The 23,176-nt window shown below is 37.0% G+C and carries 18 protein-coding genes and 1 pseudogene; 10 read left to right on the top strand and 9 right to left on the bottom strand.

The annotated features are described in order from the left end of the window. Positions 1–20 precede the first annotated feature (20 nt). From PLA12_06140 to PLA12_06130, 3 genes are all read left to right on the top strand, one after another. Positions 21–1,004, top strand: a complete 984-nt coding sequence (locus PLA12_06140; protein HOQ32075.1) for a DUF1559 domain-containing protein — start codon at positions 21–23, stop codon at positions 1,002–1,004. A gap of 178 nt (positions 1,005–1,182) precedes the next feature. Further along, positions 1,183–2,187 carry a 4-hydroxythreonine-4-phosphate dehydrogenase PdxA gene (gene pdxA / locus PLA12_06135; protein HOQ32074.1) on the top strand — a complete coding sequence of 335 codons (1,005 nt, stop codon included), beginning with the start codon at positions 1,183–1,185 and terminating at the stop codon, positions 2,185–2,187. Beyond that, complete coding sequence (locus tag PLA12_06130) at positions 2,184–3,458, top strand: FG-GAP-like repeat-containing protein (protein HOQ32073.1); 1,275 nt, start codon at positions 2,184–2,186, stop codon at positions 3,456–3,458. Before pdxA ends, PLA12_06130 begins: the two co-directional genes overlap by 4 nt. A 24-nt stretch (positions 3,459–3,482) precedes the next feature. Here the strand turns inward: PLA12_06130 and PLA12_06125 are convergent, their stop codons facing one another. The 5 genes from PLA12_06125 to PLA12_06105 all read right to left on the bottom strand — a co-directional run bounded on the left by PLA12_06125 (position 3,483) and on the right by PLA12_06105 (position 9,801). Beyond that, a complete protein-coding gene (locus PLA12_06125) occupies positions 3,483–5,720 on the bottom strand; it encodes a DUF3488 and transglutaminase-like domain-containing protein (protein ID HOQ32072.1) in 2,238 nt (745 codons plus the stop codon). After that, positions 5,698–6,795: a DUF58 domain-containing protein gene (locus tag PLA12_06120; GenBank protein HOQ32071.1), complete on the bottom strand. Its 1,098-nt coding sequence runs from the start codon at positions 6,793–6,795 to the stop codon at positions 5,698–5,700. Before PLA12_06120 ends, PLA12_06125 begins: the two co-directional genes overlap by 23 nt. A 2-nt stretch (positions 6,796–6,797) precedes the next feature. Beyond that, entirely contained in the window at positions 6,798–7,745 is a 948-nt protein-coding gene (locus PLA12_06115; protein ID HOQ32070.1) for a MoxR family ATPase, read from the bottom strand. A gap of 56 nt (positions 7,746–7,801) precedes the next feature. Next, on the bottom strand, positions 7,802–8,818 hold the full coding sequence (locus PLA12_06110) for a dienelactone hydrolase family protein (protein ID HOQ32069.1): 1,017 nt from the start codon (positions 8,816–8,818) through the stop codon (positions 7,802–7,804). Between the two features lie 128 nt (positions 8,819–8,946). Beyond that, positions 8,947–9,801, bottom strand: a complete 855-nt coding sequence (locus PLA12_06105) for an SMP-30/gluconolactonase/LRE family protein (GenBank protein HOQ32068.1) — start codon at positions 9,799–9,801, stop codon at positions 8,947–8,949. Positions 9,802–9,898: 97 nt separating this feature from the next. Between PLA12_06105 and PLA12_06100 the strand changes: the two genes are divergently transcribed. Beyond that, positions 9,899–10,789, top strand: a complete 891-nt coding sequence (locus PLA12_06100) for a histidinol-phosphatase (GenBank protein ID HOQ32067.1) — start codon at positions 9,899–9,901, stop codon at positions 10,787–10,789. A gap of 87 nt (positions 10,790–10,876) precedes the next feature. Here the strand turns inward: PLA12_06100 and PLA12_06095 are convergent, their stop codons facing one another. Continuing rightward, a complete protein-coding gene (locus PLA12_06095) occupies positions 10,877–12,025 on the bottom strand; it encodes a hypothetical protein (GenBank protein ID HOQ32066.1) in 1,149 nt (382 codons plus the stop codon). Positions 12,026–12,142: 117 nt separating this feature from the next. On the opposite strand from PLA12_06095, the gene PLA12_06090 reads away from it, so the two are divergent. The 6 genes from PLA12_06090 (at position 12,143) to hisS (ending at position 20,344) form a co-directional block, all read left to right on the top strand. Continuing rightward, the gene (locus PLA12_06090; GenBank protein HOQ32065.1) at positions 12,143–13,483 is read left to right on the top strand and encodes a DegT/DnrJ/EryC1/StrS family aminotransferase; all 1,341 of its coding nucleotides are present in this window, start codon (positions 12,143–12,145) and stop codon (positions 13,481–13,483) included. A gap of 74 nt (positions 13,484–13,557) precedes the next feature. Further along, positions 13,558–15,138, top strand: a complete 1,581-nt coding sequence (locus tag PLA12_06085; protein HOQ32064.1) for an aldehyde dehydrogenase family protein — start codon at positions 13,558–13,560, stop codon at positions 15,136–15,138. A gap of 19 nt (positions 15,139–15,157) precedes the next feature. Further along, positions 15,158–15,499 (top strand): bacillithiol system redox-active protein YtxJ, encoded by a 342-nt coding sequence (gene ytxJ, locus PLA12_06080; protein ID HOQ32063.1) that lies wholly within the window; start codon positions 15,158–15,160, stop codon positions 15,497–15,499. Positions 15,500–15,618: 119 nt separating this feature from the next. Then, on the top strand, positions 15,619–17,382 hold the full coding sequence (locus PLA12_06075) for a hypothetical protein (GenBank protein ID HOQ32062.1): 1,764 nt from the start codon (positions 15,619–15,621) through the stop codon (positions 17,380–17,382). A gap of 4 nt (positions 17,383–17,386) precedes the next feature. Further along, positions 17,387–18,739 (top strand): cell division FtsA domain-containing protein, encoded by a 1,353-nt coding sequence (locus PLA12_06070; protein HOQ32061.1) that lies wholly within the window; start codon positions 17,387–17,389, stop codon positions 18,737–18,739. Between the two features lie 162 nt (positions 18,740–18,901). Further along, positions 18,902–20,344: a histidine--tRNA ligase gene (gene hisS / locus PLA12_06065; GenBank protein ID HOQ32060.1), complete on the top strand. Its 1,443-nt coding sequence runs from the start codon at positions 18,902–18,904 to the stop codon at positions 20,342–20,344. Here the strand turns inward: hisS and PLA12_06060 are convergent. From PLA12_06060 to PLA12_06050, 3 genes and pseudogenes are all read right to left on the bottom strand, one after another. After that, positions 20,338–20,811, bottom strand: coding sequence for a prepilin-type N-terminal cleavage/methylation domain-containing protein (locus PLA12_06060; GenBank protein ID HOQ32059.1), 474 nt, complete (start codon positions 20,809–20,811; stop codon positions 20,338–20,340). The genes hisS and PLA12_06060 overlap by 7 nt on opposite strands. Positions 20,812–21,285: 474 nt before the next feature. Then, a pseudogene (locus PLA12_06055) lies at positions 21,286–21,366 on the bottom strand (prepilin-type N-terminal cleavage/methylation domain-containing protein). Positions 21,367–21,632: 266 nt separating this feature from the next. Beyond that, entirely contained in the window at positions 21,633–23,126 is a 1,494-nt protein-coding gene (locus PLA12_06050; protein HOQ32058.1) for a TrkH family potassium uptake protein, read from the bottom strand. Positions 23,127–23,176: the final 50 nt, after the last annotated feature.

Raw genomic sequence — 23,176 nt, 5'->3', positions numbered from 1 at the left:
AAACAAGAAAGGATATGCGTATGTTAAAAAAGAAAGGATTTACTTTAATTGAATTGTTGGTTGTAATTGCCATCATTGGCATACTTGCAGCCATCCTATTACCTGCACTTGCCCGTGCACGCGAAGCGGCTCGTCGTTCCAGTTGTCAGAACAACTTAAAACAATGGGGACTGGTTCTCAAAATGTATTCCAACGAAGCGAAAGGAGAACGATTTCCTCCTGTTCAGTTCGGTGCCTATCCGCAAATCAATGGCAATATTGAGGTTCGTGCAGACTTATGTCCCAGCACATTCTTAATCTATCCAGAATATCTCAACGACCCTATGATTGCCTTTTGCCCATCGGACTCCGACTATCGCCAAACAATTACCCGTGCAAAATATCCCGACCGTGACGATTGGTGCGTAAATGTATATGCAAACGACACCGTATCTTGCGCCTCTGCTATGGATTCAAGTTATATCTACTTGGGATTGGTCATGGACCGCGTTGGCGATGAATGGCCTATGGTAGACATTACACCTATGGTAAATGTATTAAATGCACTTGGAGCAGGTCCTGTATCTGGTTCTGGAAACGCACCTGCACAGTTGGTTTATGGATTAATGTCATTGGCAAAACCCGAACTTATCACTGCTGTTCAAACAAAGGATAATGCTGGCATTATGCGTGTTGTTGATGCAGACATAACAAGTTCAACACTCGATGGGTATGGTAATGCAGGAACCAATACAGTTTATCGTTTGCGTGAAGGTATCGAAAGATTCCTCATAACAGATATTAACAATCCTGCATCAAGTTCAAAAGCACAAAGCAGCCTACCCATCATGTTTGACAAAGTAGCAACTGACGCTTCTAATTTCAACCATATTCCGGGTGGGTCAAATGTTCTTTACCTTGATGGACATGTCGAATTTATTCGTTATCAACCAACAGGTGGCACTGCTCCTGTAACACAAGCGGTTGCTCTTGTCATCGGTGTTCTCGTATCCGCATTAACATAAAATACTACATCTCTTAAATAATGTATTTTACATAAATAGGCAGAATGCTATAATATAGTGGTTCTGCCTATTTTCTTTTACTTTCATACAAGAAACTTTCTTCCCCGTTTCAAGTATAATAATAAACAAAAAATGGAACCTTTAAACTAATTTTCGCCCTTTATTTAGGATTTTTAATATGAGTTCCAAACCGATTATTGCCATAACAATGGGAGATATTAATGGTATCGGTCCCGAAATTATTGGGAAAGTCTTAACAAATAAAGAAATCACAAAAATATGCACCCCCATAATACTCGGAAACATTCAAGCATATCTATATTATTGTAGAAAATTAAACAACTATTTAGAACCTGTCAAAATTAATATCCCTGAAGAAGCCCCGAAACTAAAAAGTAAAATTGGTATCATTGAACTTGAATATACAAGTTTAGACATGAAACCGGGAATCCTTGACCCCCAAAATAGCACTTCCGCAACGGCATGGATTCGCCAAGCAGTGAAATGGTGCACGGAAAAAAGATGTGATGCTATGGTAACCTGTCCCATAACAAAAGAAGGTTTAGCAAGAGCAGGTATTCCTTATGATGGACATACTACGATGTTAGCAGACTGGACAAAAACAAAACATTATCGGATGTCTCTTTTTGCCGGAAATATGCGGGTTGTTCATCACACGGCTCATAAGTCCTTATTAAATGCCATTCAAAGTTTAAACAAAAAAGATTTAATAAAAACGATTGAAATCGGATACAACGCACTAAAAATAATTTGCCCTCGCAATCTTCATATTGGTGTTGCTGGACTTAACCCTCATGCGGGTGAACAGGGACTTTTTGGGAATGAAGAATTAGATATTATTTTACCAGCCATCAATGCATGTAAAAAGAAAGGGATTCCTTGTTCTGGTCCCTACCCGCCAGATACCATTTTCCGAAGAATGTATCTCGGAGAATTTAATATGGTTATCGCTATGTATCACGACCAGGGACACATCCCTATGAAACTTATCGCTATGGACGAAGGGGTTAATATTACATTAGGGCTACCTATTATAAGGACATCTGTTGACCATGGAACCGCTTTTGATATCGCAGGTAAGGGTATTGCCTGCGAACAAAGTTTGTATCATGCCATAAAACTTGCTATCCAATTTACAAAAAAGAAAGATGGGCTTAAATGACATTTTACTTCAACAAATCAAAATATATACTTTTTCTCTTACTACTCCTAACAACTAATTTCGTATATTCTCAGACTTTCTCGCTTCATCCTCAATTCTTACAAGTAGGTCCAAACCCTTGTTCCATTGCAATTGCTGACCTCAATGGAGATGGAATCCCTGACATTGTTACCGCAGACCGTGGCGAAATGCGAAATCCCCGGGAAGAAAAACCTGCAAATGACGAATTATCTATACTTCTATCTCAAGGGATTTTAAATTATCTAAAATTACACCCTTCCTTAAAGACCGATTTTGCTCCCTATGCCATTGCTATTGCCAATATGGACTCTCTAAAATGGCCAGATATTGTCGTTGCAAATTTCCTCGCAAAAAAAAATCAGGACATCCAAATCTTTCATAATTTGAAGGAAGAAAATGTTTTCACCATTACTTCTATAAAAATTCCAGATGATAATTTAAAATACTCACGACTTCTTGATGGAGATGAACAACCTTTTTTCACAATTCCAGGATTGACTTCTCTGGTAATTACTGACCTGAATAAAGATGGATTAAAGGATGTAATCACTACAGGATGGAGTAGTGATATTGTTGCAATTCTTTTAGGAGATTCAAAGGAATCCCTTGTTCTACACCAAATCATTCCTACACCGGGAGGACCCCGTTCAATCGCAATAACTGACTTTGACAACGACAAATTAACCGATATTGCAGTAACAATGTTTAATTCGGGAGAAATTTTATTTCTGAAAGGGAATGAGGAATATAAATTTGTTGAACACTCTCGAATTCTCACAAGAGGTATACAACCCAATCGGATATTTCTTTCAGATTTCAATGCCGATGGGAAAACAGATATTGTAATCAGTCATAAAAAAATCAATCAACCCCTCGAAATTTTATATGGAGACACCATTCCCTTTTCTTTCCGTTTATCGGAAACCTACAACTTCAATACTACAAACCCGGAAGTAAATACCGAAATCATGGACATAACTGTATTCGACTTTAATAATGACCACCTCCCCGATATTGCAATTGCAGATAGGAAAGGGCAACAACTCATTGTTATGATAAACAAAGGTTCAAATCCTAAAACAAACACTACCCAACCCACTCTTTTTACAATAGAAAAATATCCCATAAAATCAGGGAAACCCGTATCCATAAACTCTGCTGACTTAAATCAAGACAATTTTGTAGATATAATTATCGGCACACAAGATGCCAACGAAGTTTTATTCTTCCTGAACAATAAGAAAAAATAACTTTACTTAAAATTTTTACCCATATTACCTGCCAACATCTTCCTTCCAATACCTCTTATTCCGCCACTCCCTTATCTTTTTCCACCAATACATTTTTTTCTTTTCATCCCATGGCTTTTTTCCAAATCGTATTAAATTGTAATCCTCTAAAAAATCTTGAACTTCATCATACAAGGAAGGAATTCTATCGGGCAATTCTCTCACTATTTCCTCAACAGTTAAATTCCGAACATTCCAGTTATTCTTCTCGAACAGAATTTCCAGTTTTTTAAATAATTGTTTTGCTTCATACTGGTCCTTTGTTAGATAAACCTCCCTTGTTTTAACACGATAAAGATGAACGACATTCCACAATACCTGCCATATTAACCCCAAAAGATAAAGAATAGCTAAAATTATTAAAAGAATAATTACAGTCCCTACAGAAGGAACCGTTATTTTTCTACCCGGATTGATATAATCATCCAAACTCTTTATAAAACCAAATCTTTCAAGTCCAAAACTGGGCAATTGAAACCCGCGGTCAAATCCTACGATTTGCTGATACCAGAACATTCGCGTTCTTAACATCCAACGCGTTAACTGCATTATAATCTGGTTTCTCATAAAGTAACTGGAATCGGGTAACGGCGAAGGGTCAAACGGGACCCACCCGTAATTAAGGAATAACACCTCCACCCATAAATGAGCCATCCCTTCTCGCACAATATAAGAACGATTTTGTGCGTCCCATTCCCCTCCTACATAACCTGAAACTACACGAGACGGTATCCCCAAACTTCGCACAGCAAGAGCCATCGCACTGGCAAATAACTCACAATGTCCGCGCCGAATTTGCGTAAAAAAGGCATTCATAGGATGGTCTCCCGGCAACGGAGGAATATCCAGAGTATATTGGAATTCTGGACCTGATAACCACTTTTCTATCGCAAGAACCTTATCATAAACGGTTTCTTTTCCTTCTACAATCCTCTGAATTCGGGCTTGCACCTCTGGCGATAAATCATGTTGAGTTAACAAATCATAATCCCGCTGAGACATTGTTTCTTTATAATTATCGGGTGCCGTTCTCAATCTCGTTCCATCCCATTGAATAAGGTCCGAAACAACTCGATAAACCAACCTGCGTGCATTATTAGAAGAAAATGATACTGTATAATCCTTCGTCGAATCCCAATTTAATGACACCTGAGTTCCTGATTCCCTTACACGAAATTCCCTCACACGGTCCAATACAGGAATTCCATCCTCTGGAATATTGTCAAGATATATATCTTGTATTACCTCTCTAAAAGGCATATCCCTTCTCTTCTCTAAGAGAATACTACTCTTAACATCATTCTTCTGGACCTGAATGGCTCTCAATAATCCCAAAAAGGAAATAGAACTACTTGTAGGTTCATACGAATCCTCCAAAGGCCATCTACGCCACTGTATCCCTAAATAAGTCGGTAAACTTGTAATACGCCAATATAATTGATTCTGAGGTATCGGCGGACCTATCCCCGTCGAAGGTATAAACACACTCATCACGGGCGTATAGGATATAGCAATTGTTTGTCCCCCCCTTAAAGAGACACTGGTAGCAATCCCTGTTCGTGAAATGGCTCCCAAATCACGACCAAAAATACCTGCCTCCATTCGAGGCATAAACAAAAAACCAGAAATAATAAAAAACCAACCTACAACAATGTTTAATAAAACAAAAATCACCAGATAAAACCGATAAGCAGGAAATATTTGCTTCAACTGAACCCATGGAACAGAAATACTCCTTCCCTGTTTATCTTTACCATAAACCACTGTAACTATCGGTAAAAGAATAAAAACACAACATACAAATAAAATAAACGAAATACCTACAACAAACTCAGGTGCCTGAACCCCAGCTCCCAACAATAAAAAGAAACTCATCAGTATTATATATAGATATTCTTTCATCCCTTTAGGTCGTGCTACTAATGTTAACTGTATCATACCCGTTAATAGAAGCACAGTATCCAATATTCCCAATAACGCTATTAATAAAGGTAGAAGAATACTCACTATCCACAAAGGAATTTGAATCCAAAACGGATATCTGGGATATTTCTCAACAATTTTCTCCACAAAAAAACTCAATACCAATGGCACTATTGGAACAAATAACATAATCATCCCATAGTACCGAACGGCTGTTAATGCCAGGTATGCCGACATTACAGCAATCAATACCGATAACTTTAACATCAAATTATGTCTATCTTCCTGCAGAAATAACATCAGGATTTACCACCCTCATACCGGTTGATAAAACTTGTCCCCATAATTCCGGATTTACCGACAAAAGCAATAACCTTGAACTTCTACCTTCCTGAACAAAACGATTCCATAATTTTTCATTCATTTCCTTATTATCCTTAGGCTGAAGTAATGCAAGTTTTTTCAAAATCAAGTTCAAATGTCCTATTCCATGTCCTAAAGGTATCTTATCCTCTTCTGTCCATATACCCACTCGAAATTGTTTCATGAGAAGAGAAAACGCCAGAGAGGCAACAAAATCCATCATTTCCTCAAAAATCTCTTCATTATTTTCTCCTACGGGTCTTCTTAAATCCAGATAAATCAAATATTGATTGGGTAAACTTAACGCCCACTCTCGAACCAGCCATACACCCAAACGAGCACTTATTTTCCATGCAATATATCGCAAATCATCCCCCGGTTGATACTCCCGAACAGAATAAAAATCCCCCGATTCAGAAATAAGTGTTCGTGTTGGGACACGACTTCCTCCCGCAAAATTTCCTAATGATTGCACCTTTAAAAATTGTGTTCTTGGCACTACCAATACCTCTGCATTCACTTGATACCACGCCTCTCTTTCAACAATTCCCAACGGAAATTCGGACCGTATCACTACCTCTGTTATTTGCACACGACCTCGTTTCGGGAATTTCTGCTCCAATGAAAATTCAATATACTGATTTACAGGCAATACAGGTATTTTTTTCCAGAACACCCTTGTCTTCACACCCCGTGTATCCTCGATTACACCTTCTACAGAAATCCCAAATAAAGGAGTTCGCTTTTTCATATTCTTTAACCGTATCCATATATTAGCCTCACTTCCTCTTGTTACCTGCTCCGGCACTAATATTTCAAGACGGGGTGGTATGAAATTCCACTTCGAAAATACTTCCGCACAAATTGCAATAGAGAAACATATAGCAAAAGCCAGATATAAGATATTATTACCACTATTCCATGCAGAAAGTAGTAAAAGAATCGTAAAAAAAACTTCCCCCCACCAAAAAGTTCGTATCGTCTTCTTTCGTGTAGGTAATCCTGAAATCATAATTAACGGGGAATGGGAACCCTTTGGAGAATATCCTGAATAATTTTTTTCCGTTCTTCGGCTATATGTATTAAATTAAAAGACCTCGACTTTGAAATCAACCGATGAGATAACACAGGTTCGGCTACTTCCCGAACATCCTGCGGAGTTGCAAAATCTCTTCCATTAATAAGTGCCCATGCTTGTGTTGCTACATACAAACTCTGTGTCCCTCGGGGACTTATTCCCAATTCTACCTGTTCATGATTCCGCGTCTGTTCAACAATCTGTAAGATATAATCCATTATTGAATCATCTACAAATATTTTTTTGGTCTGTTCCTGTAATTCGGTAACTTCCTCCGATGTTAAAACAGGGGGTAATTCACTTATCTCCTTTACCACCTCTCTTTTTTTCATAATAACAAGTTCTTCCTCTGCAGGAGGATAACCTATTTCCAGTCGAATCAAAAACCTATCCAGTTGTGATTCTGGCAAACTATATGTACCTTCATACTCAATAGGATTTTGCGTCGCAATAACAATAAAAGGTTGCGGTAAAGGATAGGTGCTTCCATCCACAGAAACCTGATTTTCACTCATGGCTTCCAATAAGGCACTTTGGGTCTTCGGTGGAGTCCGATTAATCTCATCTGCAAGCACTATATTAGCAAAAATCGGTCCCCTACGAAACTCAAAATCTGTCGTCCTTGGATTTAATATAGACACTCCCAATATATCCGATGGCAACATATCGCTGGTAAATTGAATCCGATGAAAAACACAATTCATGGAACGGGCTAATACCTGTGCCAGTGTTGTTTTTCCCATTCCCGGAACATCTTCTATCAAAATATGACCACGCGAAAGTATTCCCGTTACACAAAGTTTGATAGCGTGTGTTTTACCTAAAAAAACACGCTCCACATTTTGAATTAACTTATCTATCTTATTTTTGTAAATTTCAACCATGTTAGCAAAACAATCCCTCTATAAGGTTTAATTCCTATACATGAAAATTATATTTGTTAAAGCCACTCAGCAAACCAATCTTCAATAACAGGCAATAATGTGCTTCCGAAATTCTTCGTCTTCCTTTGAACAACCTGCAACGCCTCTGGCATTCCCAACAAATCATATATTCGTTCTGCAGATTTGATATAAGGAATACTTGTTTTCCCTTTAGTAGTATTATCCGTCTCTCCTAAAGGATTTATAATCATCACCGCGCTCGTAGCACAGAGTGCAAGAATATGTTCAATATCAAAAGTTTCTTTTCCTGCTTCTATCTCCTTACGAAGTTCTGGAATTAAATCATTTTCACTCTGGAAAAGCCAGTTATTCTTATTCCTTTTATCCTTCCATGAGGACAACGGACCTATGGCAACACATGCCTGAATAGATGGCTCTATGGCTGTTAAAAGTATTGCTTGCAAAGCACCAAAACCTTTCCCCAATACACCAATACTTGTAATGTCGGTTGTAAACCATGTTCCAAAAACGCGAAGCCCCGCAAGATAATCCATAATTAGTTTTCCTTGATACACTACTTTAGAGCATTTCATATCCTGGAATTTCGCACCCCCTTTTGCTCGTTTCGGTTCTGTTCGTTCTCCAAAATACAAGCAATCTGGAACCATAGTAATGTAACCAGAGTATGCAAGTTCTCGGGCAATTGCATATTGAGGGTCTCCATCAATACCCGCAAACTCATCTTTCCCCTGAGGAACATAATCATGACAACAAAGAATAGCAGGTATAGATTCCTTCTTATTCCGTTCGGGGGCGAAAACCCATGCAGTAATCCGTTCCTCCTCATGAACAGAATACTCAATCTTATATCTCCGAATCTCATCTTCCCCAATCTCGTCAATAACCTTCGTGTGCGGCACAAAGATACCAGAATTGTCATCTTCTATCTCTTCATAAAGAGGGTCGCTCAACACCAATATATCTTCACCCAAATAACGCAAAAACTGCTTCTTTAACTCTTCCCTCTGTTCCCGCCATACCTCTGCTGATTTTATTTTCTTCAAATCTATCATAAATTCTTACCTTCTAATTTAAAATATCCTATTCTTTTATAATTCCTCATTATTATTTAATAGAAAGGATTATTATCATAACATTACATATAAATAAGGTTTCAATTTTTCACTTTTTTATTTTTACACTATTTTTCTTTCTTCAAACGGTATAAATATACACAATCACGGGCTGTAACAAGAAACTCATCTCCATTCTTCCCACCAAAAGCACAATTAGCCGGATGTTTCGGAACTTTAATTATATCTATCCTCTCCCCTTGCTTGTTAAACACAACCACCCCTTCCGACGATGTAACCCAAAGATTGTCCTGCTTATCTATTTTTATTCCATCTGGGGACGCCACATCACAAAATTTTATTTCCTCCATTGGATATTCTTTGTCCTTATATAAAAACTTAAAAATAGCGTTTTGTTCTGTATCTGCGACAAATAAAATCTCCTCATCTCTTGATAAAGCAATACCGTTAGGCTTGTTCAATTTTTTGTTAATAAGTAAAACATCTCCCTTCGGAGTAATTTCATAAATCCCGCAAAAATTAAGTTCCGCATTCGGTCCATTCATCCCCCCTGGCAAACCATAAGGAGGGTCAGTGAAAAAAATACTTCCATCCGAACGAACTACCAAATCATTAGGGCTATTAAAACGCTTCCCCTGATACCTTTCCGCAACAACTTCGATATTCCCATTTCGATACATCCTCGAAATTCTTCGGTTTCCATGTTCCGCTAAAAGGATATTTCCTTTCTTATCCAACGCCAAACCATTTGAGTTTCCACTGGGACTCAAATAAACCTCATGATTTGCTATCTTATAAACTGTATTTGCAGGTATATCGCTAAATATCCAACCTAATTCATCCACCCACAACGGTCCTTCTGTAAACTTAAAACCACAAACCTCCATAATTGGTTGCTCATGGGCTATTAATGTCGCAAAAAAGTCAAATAACAGAGCAAAACAAAAAAACTCATTTTTCATCTCCTGCTCAATATCTATTTTTTATTTTCCTTTTAATTAGCATATCATAATAAAATTCGTTTTGAAAGTTTATCTAAATTGTATGGAGAAAATTTTCATGCAAGAAACAATTCCATGGTTCTTTTCCATGCATGGAGGACACAGCAAAGAGTTTTGCGACCATGCAGAAAGCAATATTGAAGACATCATTTTGCGTGCTATCGAACTTAATATGCCAGTTTATGGTTTTTCAGAACATGCTCCACGCAAACATGAAGCATACCTTTACCCTGAAGAGATTGAATTAAAAAAAACGCCCCAAGACCTTATCCATAGTTTCTATGCTTATTGCGATACCCTTGATAATCTTCAAAAAAAATATGCTTCACAAATTACACTATTAAAAGGTTTGGAAATTGAAGTAGTCCCCCCTAACGACTATATCTCCTTCAACCAGCAATTGATAAGAGAAGGAAATATTGAATATATAGTCGGCTCAGTCCATTGGGTTAATAATTACATGACCGATTTTTCTTCAGAAACATTTTATAAGGCTGTTGAGGCATATCACGGATTAGAAAAATTAATGATTGCTTATTACCAGACTTTAAAAGAGATGATTATCTCTATAAAACCGGATATTGTAGGACATTTTGATTTAATCACCTGTTTCCTAAAACCTGAAGAAGTTCCCGAATACTCTTCAAAATTGCTCAAGGTCATTGAAGAAACTCTGGAAGAAATAAAAAAGAACAACTGCATTCTCGAACTCAATACCAGCGGATTAAGGAAACCTATACAACGCATATTCCCCGATATTTTCATTATCCAAAAATCAGTCGAATTGGAAATCCCATTCACTTTTGCAGATGATTCTCATAATGTCCAACAGGTTGGATACCAATTAGAAAAAGCAAGAGAATTATTATTAAATCAAGGCATTACACACATCATTCGACTTAATAAATCCCAGCAGAAAATAATACGCGAAAAAATCTCACTTATTTAATTTTCTCAACACATTCCTCAAATAAATTTTATTTATAAAAATTAAGATTCTCCCCTTAATATGATTGAGTTATAATTAATTTGCTTACTATTTTTCTATTTTAGACCTGACAAACTTTTTAAAATCATCCTTATCACATTTCAGCATAAAAATATCTGTCTGCCCCAACATACCTATTATCCATGGATAATCCTTCGTGATAGGACTACTGTAATAACACATATAAATCTCATTCCCACGCATAGCAACTCCACCATATACTGTATCACCGGCACTGGGGAAATCTGTTAACCATGTAAGCCCATCAGGGCTTACATACCATAAAGAAGTCCGCTTCCTATTCAAAATACTTCCCATATACCAGAAAGGTCCTGTATTACAATAATCCCTTCTCCCAATTGCAAAAACCTTTCCATCAAAAGCAAACAAACAAGGACCATCCAATCGCGTTACATTACTACGGGTCTTATTCCACTCTTTATAGGGAGGTTTTGCTGTGGCTATCAAAGTACTTCCTTCAGGATGTCCTAACCATGAATCGGAAAACTCCAATCGTGCCGTGCAAATAATTGTCCCATCCGGTAAAAATTCAAAATCAGTCTCATCATTTCTATCCCCTTCATAAATTACAGATACCAACTCCCAATAAATTCCATCTCTCGAACAAAACAACGCCGATTTTCCATGCTCATTCCAATACCCTGTAACATACCATTCTACAGAATTTCTCGTTTTCGGTCTCCATAAAAGCCAACCTTCCGCATCTCCTTTCAACGGTTCAAAAGGCGTCCAATTTCTTCCATCTTTTGACTTCGCATACAAGGTTCGATATGGCTCCGCAAAAAAATCCCTGTTAACAAGCACATAAAGAAATAACTGTTCATTAATCACTGCAAATTTGGGGTCGCGTATATCTTCCCCCGGTGAATTAAATTCTTTTATCTTCTCCCATTTATACCCATCATTCGATTTCCATAACAATAACTTGCAACGACTACTTCCTAAATGAAATGGAGAATTTGCATGGATTAAATAAAATACCCCTCGCCAACAAATCATATCAGAATTAGAATTATGCAACCCATCGGAATACATAACATCAAGACTATATTGAAATGACTTATCTATTTCCGCAACATTCACACGATTTTTTGACCAAATAATAATAAAAAAAAGAATGGCTACGACCAATAAAATCCCAATAAAAAATAGTTGAATATATTTTTTGCTTGCCATTAATATATCCTTTTATCTATTTATTTTATAATTTCAATTGACTTTATTGATTATATTTATGATAATAATACAGTACAACATTCACAATAAACTTTTAATAATATAGGAGAAAGTATAATGAATAATGCACCAAAACAAAAAGGACGCAGAGAATTTTTAAAAACCACAGCCACTGTTGGCTCTACTATTTATTTAGGAAGCCAGGTAAAGGCAACTGCTCAACCAAACTCTGAAACACTTAAAAAAGAAACTTTAGCAATCAATGGAGGTTCTCCCGCTGTAAAATCTCCTCCGTCCAATGCAACACAATGGCCTATCTACGGTGATGAGGAAATTCAATTAGTTTCCGAATTAATCAAAAATCCAAGTTATGCACCTATCGCTGAATTCGAAGAAGCATGGAAAAAACACTTCGATTGTCCATTTGTTAAAGCCCACTGTAATGGCACAAGTGCATTAACTTCTACATTATTCGCCCTCGACTTACCTCCCGGCAGTGAAGTACTCGTCCCCGACTATAGCACCTGGTTCCCCGTAGTTCCTATGCGTTTCTTAAAATATGTTCCCGTTTTTGTTGATGTTAATCCCAAAACCATGAACATAGATGTGGAAGACTGTAAAAAACGACTTTCTCCAAAAACTCGTGCTATCCTGCCTGTTCATTGGTATGGTGTCCCTTGTGATATGGATTTAATTATGGACTTTGCCAAAGAACACGGACTGGAAGTTGTTGAAGACGCAAGTCATGCACATGGTGCCAAATTAAAGGATATATACATTGGTAAATGGGGTCGAATGGCAGGATTTAGCCTTCAAACGACAAAACCCCTACCTGCTATTGAAGGTGGAATAGCCATGTATAAAGATATTCGCGACTATGAACGCTCTGTAACCTTTGGAAACTATGACCTACCCAAAACATTCCCAGAAGATAGCCCCTATAGGAAATATCAAGGTACCGCCTTGGGTAGTAAATTAAGAATACACCCCATTGCGGCAATCCTTGCCAATGTCCAGTTAAAAACATTAACAGAGAGAAACGCAAAAGGCGTTGCTCAAATGAAAAAACTCAATGACGCCATTACCCAACTTCCCGGTCTTTCAGCTCAATATGTCCGTCCAGACGCTGAAAGAGTTTACTATTCAAGAAACTTAATGTTTATAGATGAGAAAAAAGCAGGAGCTTCCCGTTCCGCAATCGTCAAAGCATTAAAAGCGGAAGGTGTAGATGTCATGGAGTATCAGTGGACATTACTTCATACTTATCCTCTTTTTAGTGAAAATAAATGGTGGGACTATATGCCCGTGCTTCCTAAAGAAGGCACTCCCAAAGGATGTGAAGAAGCCAATCGGACAGCCATATCATTGCCCTACTTTACAACCGAACAACCCGAACTTGTGGAACAATACATTCACGCTTTCCAGAAAGTCTGGGCAAATATAGATAAAATCAGTTAAGATATACAAGAAACATTTCCACCTAAACACAGTCTAAATAAATAAAACTACGGCACCTACAAAGGAGCATATTTATGGAAGCAACTTTATCAACACATCCAACAGTCGAAGTTAAAAACCCAAAAACAGGAGAACTCCTTTATTCTTTCCAGGAAATTACTGAAGCTGATGTAGAAAAAATGTATGACACAGCTAAAAAAGCATTTGCAATCATTAGTTCCATGTCGGTACGAGAACGACTTAATGAACTGGACAAAATTAAACAATACATTATCCAACATCGGGAAAAAATCGCTGAGTTTATAACCCGCGAAACTGGCAAGTGCATAACAGACGCTCTACTTCTTGAAGTTTTTCCTTCTGTGGACCAGATTGATTACTATCAGAAATATGGAGAGAAAATCTTGCGAGACCAAAAAGTTCCAACACCTCTTTTATTGATGGGTAAAAAATCGAAAATTGTTTATGACCCATTAGGTATTATTCTTATCATTTCTCCATGGAATTACCCCTTCCATCTCTCCTTTGTTCCCTTCGTATGTGCTTTTACCGCTGGAAATGCCGTTATAATAAAACCCTCACGAATTACCCCTCTGAAAGGACTTTACGAAAAAATTATCGAAGAATCAGGTTTTATGAAAGGGGCTTTACAAATCGCTTATGCCAGTCGTAAAACCGCTAACCTGCTTATTGAAAAGAAACCCGATAAAATTCATTTTACAGGTAGTGTTGATGTCGGCAAAATTATTATGAAACAAGCCGCAGAACACCTTATCCCTGTAGAATTAGAATTAGGTGGAAAAGACCCCATGATTGTATTTGAAGATGTAAACTTAGAAAGAACCGTTACGGGCGCTATTTGGGGTAGTTTTACCAACTGCGGACAAACCTGCACTTCCGTCGAACGCATCTTTGTTCAGGAAAAAATATTCGAACCTTTTGTCAATTTAATGGTCGAAAAAGCTAAAAAATTGAGAACACTCGCAAACACCCCAAACCCTTCTGATGAAAAAGAATTAGATGTTGGATGTATGACAGCCAACTTCCAGATTGAAGAAATCGAGTCCCAACTTGAAGAAGCAAAACAAAAAGGCGCAAAAATCCTTTGCGGAGGAGAAAGAAGAAAAGACAGTCATGCATTCCCACCTACTATAATTACAAATGTTGGTAGAGATTATCGTATACAATACCATGAATCCTTCGGTCCTGTAGTTACAATTACCCCCTTCAAAACAGAAGAAGAAGCCATTCAAATGGCAAACGATTCCCCTTACGGTCTTTCCGCAAGTGTATGGTCTGCAGATAAAAAACGAGCGGAACGCGTTGCTCGACAAATTGTAACCGGAAATGTCTCCATTAATAATGTCCTTGCAACTCAAGCCAATTCCGCATTACCTTTCGGCGGTATTAAAGAAAGCGGATTCGGAAGGTATCGCGGGGCTCAGGGACTATATGCTTTCTCCAACATTAAAAGCATTTTGATAGACCACCAATGGAACCGTATGGAAGCATACTGGCATCCCTACTCCCGTAAAAAATTTGAACTGTTCTCACAGGTCTTTGAAAGTGTATTCAAACGCGGAATATTACCCCTTCTAAAAACTGCATGGATCGGATTGAAATTAGAACTATTGGCACGAAAAGATAGACTTTAAAATTTTTAAGGCAAATAATATGATTGAAATTACCAAGTTGGAAGAATTGGATAATTTGTTAAATAATACAACCAAGGGTATCCTAATTTTCTTCAAACATAGTAATCGTTGCCCCATTTCCTGGAATGCAAAAAAAGAAACCGATGCCTTCCTGGAAAAACATACAGAATACAAAAACAATACCTATCTAATTAATGTCATTGATTCTCGTCCTCTTTCAAACCATCTCGCTGACACACTTAAAGTAGAACATCAATCACCACAAATTATCATCCTGCAAAATGGCTCTGTGGTAAAACACATCTCCCATTTAACCATAACCGAAAAAAATTTAGAAAATATCCTCCAAACCTTAAAATAATCAAAAATATTTTTTGATTATTTATTTTCATTTTCTTATTATATATAGTATTATATATACAATGTAAATACTATATAATGTATATTAGTTATTAAAAATTTTGTTTGGAGGAAAGAACCGTGCGAATTGGAAATCGTTCAAGACTCTTCTGGACACAAGGAAAGTCCATTTTCAATAAAAAAACTTCCTCTAATTCTCCAGATGATTCTGTAAAAAATGAAGAGAAAGAAGCTTTGCTATCAGAGACAGATTCAGATAATGACAGAGAAACAATAGAAATAACAAACCCTAATGAAGAAATAATGGAATTAGGAAAAAAAATCTCTCCATTATTAACAAACCTTAGGAAAGCTATTGAAGAAGGAAAATTATTTCCGAACTCTCGTGAATGGGTTGATTCCGCATTACCTATATTAGGAAATTGCATTGAAGTCGCTTCTCAAAACAAAAGAAAAGATTTAGAACAATTATTTGTAGATATAGCACGAATTATTTACTCCTCAGATAGGGTTGGAAAATCACATCTATCTATTGAACCATCTCTTGAATTATATTCCCTTTTATGCTGTGTTGTCGCTGATTTTATGCGAGGCAAACCTAACAAGCCCATGTTTGAACAATGGACAAAGTCTTATCAGAAGGTTGTATCTGATTTTATTAATTCTGGTATTCGCTTAGTAGATGATAGTGAAGAGCCTATCACAAGCTCCGTTTCTGAAGTTGAAAATAATTATTCGACTTCGGAAACAACATCCACTTCCATACCTGTTGACAATATTCCACCTCAGGATATACTTCCCTCAACCGATGAAATTTCAACGCCCCTACCCGAAGTTGAAAATATAGATATACACCAGCCCGACAATCTTACAAAAGAAACTGACTACCCAGGGATTACAACAGAAGTTACAAATAATAATAACCACACATTACAAGAATCATCATCTTTATATACAAAAGAAACATCCCTTCCAGAAAAAGCAGCAGAAAACCCTTCCCCAACAATTCAGGTGCAAGAAACAAATAAAATTACAATAGAAACCCCTGTTCCAATTACTCCAGAAGAAAAAGTATCATCTGTTAAACCTGAACCTATACATACTACGGAACAAACCTCTAATATTGATATTTCTACTTTCCTACAACAACTCAATCGAATTCCCCAAAACGAAGTAAAAGAAATTCTATTAGATACATTAAAAGCTATTGCTAATGGAACTCCAGAAACGGCAAAAGCAAAAGCCATAGAACTTGCAAAAGAAATGGCAAAATTAGAAGTAGAGAAAGTAAAAACTGATTATAGAAGTACAGAATACCAGATTGAAAGTTTAAGTTCTGAGATACATCAGGTCGAAGAACAACTTAATATTTGTCAGAATGAAATTAAAACAATCGAGGAAGAATTAAAAGAACAACAATCAATAACCCAGAAAACAGAAAAAGAGAAAAATATTTTAGAAAATCATATTAAGACTACTCAGGATAAAATTTCAGATATTGAAAAAAAGATTTTAGAACTTCAACAACAAAAAGAAGCAGAAATGGCCAACTTAAATCAATACAAAGAACAATTTGACGCTACCGAAAAAAATATCGAAGAACTCAATCAGTCCATTTGTTCCCTTAAAGAATCAATCCGCGATTTTGAGAACCAAGCAATGACCCTGCTTCAAAGAATGGACTCACTCGAAGCAACAAAATCTCAAAAAGAAACACAATTGGGACAACTTCAAAAACAGATAAAAGAAAGAGAATCTACAGTTCGCCGATTAGAAGAAACTCTTTGGTTTCTCCAATCAATAGAAAATGCTTCAACCAACCATAAACCTTTATACAACTCAAACACTCAAAATACAATTGACCTTTTTAACGGGAAGGTGTAAAGCCTTGTTTAAAAAACCAACACAAATCATCGCCATAGATTTTGGCTCAAATAATATACGCGTTCTCTTAGGAGAACAAACAAAAGACGGCAATTTCTCTATTATTGGACACGGAACAGCCCCTTCTTCAAGTGCTATATCCAAAGGACTAATACAGGATATGGATTCCGCACGACATGCACTTCGCAAAGCCTTAACTATGGCTCAACAAAAAACAAACTCCCTTTCACCCAAACTAATTTCTATAGGGATTAATACACCCCGTGCCGAAACCTATACAAAAGAAGCCACATTAGAACTCAAAAACGAAGAAATTACCGACGAACATCTTTACAAGGTATTTAACATTGCTCAACAACAAATTAGCAAATCCGATAAAGATTTACTTACTTCTCTTAATTCCTATGAATGGTATATTGACAATTTTGCAGTTCAACAACCCTTAGGAATGCGAGCAGAACAACTCAAAATCCGTGTCCACTTCACAATTATTCCAAAAGTCATCACGGAAAACTTAAAATCTTGCGTGGAAAGTGAGTTACATCCCTCCTTTTCTGTAATTGACCATTTTGTTTATAACCCCATTGCAACTGCTTTAGGTGCTTTAACTCCGGAAGAAATGGAGTTAGGCACTTTGTTAATAGACATAGGAAAAAGCACCATTAACCTCATCATGTTTTCTGAACATAAACTAATATATACCGCTACTTTTGATTTCGGAACTATCTTTATGTCGAGAGATGTTTCCGCCGTGTTCAAAATAAACTTTGAGGAGGCCCACAAACTCATCTGCGATTATGGAATTTCTGAAGAACTAATCAACAAATACATAAAATCAAATCTGCCCATCGGAAACACTCCTCTATCTCCATCTTTAATTTCAAACGAATTAAGGACAAAGCCCATTTCCCTTCAAACCGTTTTAGACGGTTTTAACAAAAATATACCTAAAATCGAACTGGAAGGTGTTATTTTCGCCCGTGCCCAGGAAATGATTACAACCTTAAAAAAAGAAATTGAAAAAAAAGATTTAACCCAGTCCTTACTTCGGGGTATTGTTCTCGCAGGAGGAGGGGCAAATTTACAAAATATGAACATCCTCATCGAAAAAATATTCAATGCACCCGTTCGAATAGCAAAACCTCAATACGCCATTCCCAACATACCCCAATCTGTTAACAATCCCGAATTTGCCACTGTTGCAGGCATACTTCGCCACGGATTTTCTCACTATAACGCAATCCAGAAAGGTCAGATATTTCAAAACAAAAAAATCTTTAATCAGCTATTGGTATCTCTAATTTCTCCTTTTAAAAAACAAAAAGGGGCTAAACCAACATCTACAAAACTGATTTAGCCCCATGGGGAACAGAAGAAAAAGGAATTTAATTATAAGACTTTAAGATATTCTTTTAAGTTTCACCATTGGATAAGAAAGTTAACAAAGATTTAAAATATGAACAATTTTTATTTTTACCTCTATATATCTTTTATGCTGTAAATTTCACAGGAGCAAAAAATGACAAAAAAAACCGTGGAACCTCGTTTACTCAAAGGTTTTCAAGACCATCTCCCACCAAAAAGCAAAATGCGACAGGAGATAATACAAAAAATTATCTCTGTCTATGAAAAATATGGTTTTGCTTTCATAGAAACACCCGCCATCGAATTAAAAGAAACCTTGCTCGGTCCGGGTGGAGAAAATATTAACAAAGAAATCTTCCTTTTAGAAACACCCGAAGGAGAACAATCCTGTCTTCGGTTTGACCACACCGTCCCCTTTGCTCGTGTTATCGCCCAATATCCCGAAAAAATTAAAGTTCCTTTCCGCAGATATACTATTGGTCCTGTCTGGCGTGCCGATAAACCGGGTATAGGAAGATACCGTGAATTTATCCAGATGGACATTGATATTGCAGGAACACCCAACACCGCTGCTGATGCAGAAATTATTGCTATCATGGTAGAAGTCATGAGAATCCTCGGATTTAAAGATTTTCAGGCACAAATTAATAACAGAAAACTAATTGATGCTCTATTAATACAAAACGGTATTAAAGATATAGATACACAGAAGCACATTCTACGCGTTATTGACAAACTGCAAAAAGTAGGCATTGAAAATGTTCGTAAAGAACTTGGAGAAGGTCGTATTGACGATTCTGGAGACCCCATTAAAGGTGTTGGATTATCCAATAATATTATTGAAAAAATCATCAATTTCATCAGCATAAGCGGTGCAACACGAAAAGAAATTATTCGGAATATCAAACAACATCTATCGGAACAATCCGAATCACAACAAGCAATCTCTACTATGGAAGAACTTGACCAATATTTATCCGCCCTGGACATTCCCGATACCGAAGCCTCTTTTTCCCCATCACTTACCCGTGGATTGGACTATTATTCCGGTCCTGTTTTTGAAATGACACTCAAAAAGGCTCCCCATATTGGCTCTGTTATGGGTGGAGGAAGATATGACGGGCTGGTCTCCCGTTTCACAGACAAAGCCATTCCTTGCACAGGAATGTCAATCGGTATAGATAGACTTATAAGTGCTATGGAAGAATTACAACTAATAGATGCACAAAAACCAATATATGATGTCATTATTACCCGAGTAGGGAAAGTCCCTATCACTGAAGCATTATCCATAGCAAAAGAATTACGCAATCAAGGCTTAAAGGTTAGTGTCTATCTTGGTAAAAAAACAAAAGAAACTTTAGGGGAACAATTATCCCATGCAGACCACTATAATATACCCATTGCCGTTATATTAGGCGAAGATGAACTCAAAAAAGGAGAAGTCTGCGTGAAGGACTTATACTACGGTGAAAAAGCACGCGAGGGTATAAAAGATAGGAACCAATACCGAGAAGCAGGAACCGTAAGTCAGATAACCATCCCACGAGAAAAATTATTGGAAATACTTTACTCATTCCTCAATAAAAATTATTGAGGGTCGCCAATTACAGGGTCGTTACCTGATGGCAATTGAGATTCGTTGTAGCGGATGATTCCCGTGTGGTCTATCCGAAAATACCTATTCCCTGAGTAGCCTATTGTCTGAGGTGATGCATAACACACAAACTGCACAGTCGTTATCTGTGGCATAGAATAAACATAACCCTGACGGATACATCCTTCGCTCCAAGATTCATCTAAATAACGGGTAGTAGGATTAGCAGACGAATTCACAAGACTGTTGAAATCACCATAAGTATTATTTGCAGAATGATATGACACCTGTGCCGTGCAAATAGCCCTCAAATTCCAGATAGTAGATGCCTCATTAGAATGGATCCGCGAGCGTATCAAGGTCGGAATAGTTATTGCAACTATTATTGCAATTATCGCTACTACTATCATCATCTCAATCAGTGTGAACCCCTTTTGTTTTACCTTCCCCCGACGCCATCTATTCATCGTTCACATCCTTTCCTATTAGAATGTAAAACAAAAAGGCATGATGGCGGTCACCGGGTTCCGCCATCATGCACTCAGCACCAACACAACCCACTGAATAGCGGGTTAATGTCTAAACTACGATTATTGTTCTCCGATGGGCGGGTCACCAGCGCCAGCCTGTCCACCTGTATTGAAGCGGATAACACCACTGGCGTCTGTGTAGAAGTAACGATTACCACTTACACCCACTTCACTCGGGTCTGCATTGCAGGTAAAGTTATTCGGTCCCGGAGAAGCCAGAGTAAATGTGTAACCTTGTTTAATACCAGCCCAGTTGCCTTCTAAGAATGGGGGTGTTGCACCTGTAAGGTCAGCAAAATCACCTGTGTAGACCCCATTTGCCGAGTTATAAGCAACTTCGGCACCAACAATGGCTTTTAAATTGCTGATTGCAGCAGATTCGTTTGACTGCAATCTCGAACGAAGCAGGTTGGGTATCGCAATCGCTGCGATAATGGCGATGATTGCTACGACAATCATCAATTCAATGAGTGTGAAACCTTTGTTTTTCATACTACATCTCCTTGTTAAGTTTATGGTTTTAGTTAAACTTTTACCTTGATACCCGGTTACCAAGGCACTTTATTAAATTGTTGTTGCTTTCAATATAACAAATACTATGCCAATATAATAGACAAAATAACATTTATAAAAAAATTATATAAGTCATTTTATATCAAACACATAACAATTAACATCAGGGAGTTATCATTTTTCTTATAAATATTCATTACCAAATTGATGACAAAAATTGTCGATAAGGAACAAAAAATGTTACTTTACTTACTACGCCAAAAAGAAGGGAAAAACAAAACAAGTATCGTATATATTTCCAAGCGTCCCATCAGCATTAATATACATAACACCCCTTTACCTAAAATAGAAATAGTAGAGAAATCCTCAAGTCCCCCAACATATTCCAATCCTGGACCACAACCATTTATCGCTGCAGCCACAGAAGATATTGAAGTCACTATCGGCAACCCAGTCCAACATAAAACAAGACTGCTTATAATAAATACAGATACATATAACGCAAAATAACCCAACACAGACCTTTGAATATCATCATCTATTACCTGGTCTCCTAAATGAATAGCCTTTATTACTCGTGGTTGGAAAATAGATTGTACTCGATTCAACAAAAATTTAAATAAAATAATTACACGAATTATTTTTAATCCCCCTGATGTTGAACCTGCGGAACCTCCTATAATCATTAATATCACGAGAGCCCATCTTGCAAAATGCGGCCATAAATCATAATCTTCCGTAGTAAAACCTGTATCTGTCATCAAGGAAGTAACTGTAAAAGATACGCTCCGAAGAGCCTTACCAAAAGAATAATGTGTAAATTCACTTTTATCTAAAGAGAAAGTCCCGTGATACCCCATTACGCAGATAGTTAATAATACAATTGAAAAGAACCAGATAGATATATACACCCGCCATTCTATATTTTGAAAAAAAGCTCGAATATTCCTTTGATAGAGGAGGAAAAATAACCCAAAGTTAGTTCCTGCACAAAGCATAAAAAAAATAGTGATTATTTCTATGGGCAAGCTATTATAGGCACCAATACTCAGCTGTCTTGTAGAAAATCCTCCACTGGCTAATGTCGCAAAAGCATGGCATACCGCATCAAACAAACTCATCCCAAATAACATTAAAAGAATACACTGAATAATATTTAACGATATATAAACCAACAACAATTGCTTCAAAGTCTCTTTCACCCGGGGTCTAATAAATTTCACATCAGGAACGAACGATTCGGATTGGAGAAGCAACCGACCTCCTGCTCCCAAATAAGGGAGTACCGCAATAAATATAACAACGATTCCCATACCTCCTAAAAAATGTGTAAATGCTCGCCAAAAAAGTAATGTTTTAGGAAAGGCTTCTATATCTTTCACCACGGTAGAACCTGTTGTCGTAAACCCGGATACAGACTCAAAAATAGCATCTATAAGTGAAAGATGTCCCGATAAATAAAAGGGAAATGACCCAAAAAAAGTAATTAATATCCATCCCAATCCTACTAAAGCTAACGATTCTTTGATTAAAAAACTCTCCTCCTTCACTTTACTTTTTTGGAATGTAATTACAAATCCTAATACACCGATTAAAAATACATATATGAAAGACTCAAAAATATAAGGAACAATATCTATCTCCTGATAGAATATAGCAGGCACTAACAATAACAGGAAAATAAAGGCATATCCTGTTAAAAATCTTCCTAAATAATTAATCAATTGAAAGTATTTCATTGTAAAATACCATTCTTATATAATTTATTCTCCAATTCCCATATTAAAAA

Origin of the sequence: Candidatus Hydrogenedens sp. (assembly GCA_035378955.1) — a bacterium.
Classification (GTDB): domain Bacteria; phylum Hydrogenedentota; class Hydrogenedentia; order Hydrogenedentales; family Hydrogenedentaceae; genus Hydrogenedens.
The sequence above is the reverse complement of the archived record's forward strand: the minus strand, read 5'-3'. Positions and strand labels throughout refer to the sequence as shown.